Annotated in this window: 3 protein-coding genes and 1 pseudogene; all 4 read right to left on the reverse strand. The window is 51.4% G+C overall.

The features are described from left to right. A pseudogene (locus GQ56_RS46865) lies at positions 1-286 on the reverse strand (RHS repeat protein); the annotation flags it as partial. Positions 287-639: 353 nt separating this feature from the next. Further along, positions 640-1,236, reverse strand: a complete 597-nt coding sequence (locus tag GQ56_RS42780; RefSeq protein WP_075123139.1) for a hypothetical protein — start codon at positions 1,234-1,236, stop codon at positions 640-642. A 236-nt stretch (positions 1,237-1,472) separates the two neighbouring features. After that, positions 1,473-1,949 (reverse strand): hypothetical protein, encoded by a 477-nt coding sequence (locus tag GQ56_RS45390; RefSeq protein WP_152602015.1) that lies wholly within the window; start codon positions 1,947-1,949, stop codon positions 1,473-1,475. 11 nt (positions 1,950-1,960) lie between these two features. Continuing rightward, the coding region (locus GQ56_RS47145) for an RHS repeat-associated core domain-containing protein (protein WP_321029213.1) at positions 1,961-2,776 on the reverse strand (816 nt) is incomplete at its 5' end.

A 2,776-nucleotide genomic window follows, 5' to 3' on the forward strand; every position in this document is an offset into this window, starting at 1 on the left:
GCCCCGCCGCCTGTTCAATACGACCAGTCGGGTCATACCGATAGTTCGTCGTGCCATAACGCTGATCGCGCTTCTGGATCACATCGCCTGCTGCATCGTATTGCCACTGCTTAGCAAGCAGATCATCAGCCGCATGACCACGCTGCGCAGCGTGCCGCGCACGACGGCCAACCGCGTCATATCCGAAATGACTGGTCAACTTGCCTTGCGTTCGCAACACCTCCCGATGCAGATCATCACGTTCCATGTCCGCGACCGCAGCACCGTCAACGCGGATCTGGTGCACGTGTCCCGACCCGTAATGCAACCAATCGATCGTGCGCTCGCCAGAGATCGTGGTGCTGACGCGATTTCCAAGCTCGGTACGTATGCGCGAACCAGCCCAGCGAGGTGTACCCTCTAGCACCCCATCGCACGAGCCATATTTCAGGTTGACCCGGTTCGTCAGCGACTGGTCACTGGCCGTCAGCGCATACAGTTCGCCAGACGCAACCCGGATCGCCCTTCCATATAGCTACTCGCAACGCTCTCGGGCATTTTCCTTTGCCGTGAGCCGCGCAATCGCATCGCCCTCGAACGTGTTCCGGAATTTCAAGAATCGCACGTGCTCTCTTTTTCCAATTACTCCGAGCACGCGAGTCATTTGGACGATTTAGCTACGAAATAGGCGAGTGTGTTGTTAGTTAGATAGTTCCCATTGGAACCGTCGAACATCGCCGCAGCATTCGGTCCAGCAAAAAATCGGGTTTCCGGGTTCTCTCTCACAGTACCAGTCTCGCGATCGAGCAAGAATGTCTTTAGTGCAAATTTCTTAAATACTCTCCAGACAGTCTTAACAAATTCATCCGTTGCCTGATCTACATCAGGAGCATAGGATGCCGCCAGGCGTCCGTCCCGCAAGCTACCCGGTGCATATTTAGCTTCATGCGATCGCAGAAACTGGATTGCCCCCGGCCCTTCCATGGACCCAATATAACCTGACCCACCTGGATGAGGGGCAACGAATTCACGCTTATAGCGCTCCACAGTGCAAATCGCTTCATCAAGAATCACAATATCGGAGAATGGCTGTCCCTGACACTCGCTCATGCTGTCATACACAGGAGGAACAGGTGAATCCCATATGTACGAGTCAATAAATTTAACGCGAGGGATATGCACTTTAAGCAGATCAGAAAACACCTCTTCATCAATACTTGTCATGAAGGTCTGCAACGTCGGCATCTTGGCGGTCACCCCCCCTCTTTCATTGAGCAATGACGACAAGCATCATTGTCTGCTGCATTCAAATCTCCAGACTGAAAGAGCGAACCCTTAACACCCGTGGATCGCACTCGGCCGCTCTTGAGTGACACGATTAAAACTCGCCCAATCTCACCAAGACATTTCGCCAAGCGGCCCTTTGAATATCCACGAGCCCCTTACGCGCCGCGCTCACGTCAGATCGATGTTCGCTTCATCAAAAACCGCTATTATTCGACAACCTCAAAATCAGGATTTAATTTTTTGTAAATACCTATAGCCTCCGAACCGACATTTGATATTGAACGAATTCCACACGGCTCGAACTTTTCACACACACCATTATTTTCATCAACATAACGCCTCCTTAGCCTGTCATAAAAACAGTGATTCGGAAAGACATCCATACCCAAATCATCGAGATGCCCTACGTTCTCAAATCCACCTTTCGCCCTCCAATCCATCCCTGTGACGAGAGCAGGAGGTACGATCAAATTATTTTTATCCAATATAAATTGTGAATTCTTTTCAGTCGAAATTTCGTTATAAAGATAAATTATGCAAAGCTTCTCCGAACCATACTGGAAGTCGTCCTTCACAACGAGGCCAGGTATGAATCCAACCCCTCTCATGTACATAACAAAAATATCACCCCTCTCTGGATTCGACTTTCTCCCACCCTCCAGAAGATCAATCACTTCCTTCATTTTTACTTGCTTCATTCTAGTAAATGCCCCCATCCGTTATCTTGCAACCAGTTTCGACCCCATGCTACAGCATCGTTATACAAAGGACGATTCGGATCGATACTGTTATCAATATTCGTAAACTCACCACGTTTCGCATCAATTATTGCCTGCTCAACCGATCTCGCCTGATTTCTTGGAAGCTGCCCTGTCTCATCCGTAAGTAAATCAAGGTTATAACCAAGGTTTTTAGCGTACCGTGAAGACGGGTCTTTTGCTATCCCGACATAGTTAGGCTCTTGCCCGCTCGCACTTCTCAGATACACATCGGCCTTGCCACGGCTACGTGCCACCCAGTCATCAAATGATTCCGGCGTGGACTTGGCTGAACATGGAGACAGCCCGAATGGATCAATCCACGAGATCGGGTTGAGCACATATTGATAGAGGTTCGTTCCACCCATCAACCCGATTGGGTCCGGATTGATAAAGCGCCCGATGTCAGGATCGTAGAACCGGAACGTGTTGTAGTGCAACCCCGTCTCGCGGTCCAGATACTGCCCCTGAAAACGCAGGTTTTGCGGCCGCGGAGCGTAAGTCGGTGCCGATGTCGTAGCCTGCGTCTCCCCCCATGCAGGGTCCGGCCGCTGCGGCGCCCGCGCAATCCACTCCTCCTTCACCGCGTTGCCCCAAACCTTGTAGCGGGCCTGCCAGACCAGATCCCCACTCGCGTCGGTCAACTCCTCCGGCAACCCCGACACATCGTTGTGGAAATAGTAGACCGCATCCCTTGCATCGGCATCGTTAGCCGCCGGCTTGCCCTGATCGATCCGTGCAAGCGGTACATA

This window comes from Burkholderia paludis, assembly GCF_000732615.1.
Classification (GTDB): domain Bacteria; phylum Pseudomonadota; class Gammaproteobacteria; order Burkholderiales; family Burkholderiaceae; genus Burkholderia; species Burkholderia paludis.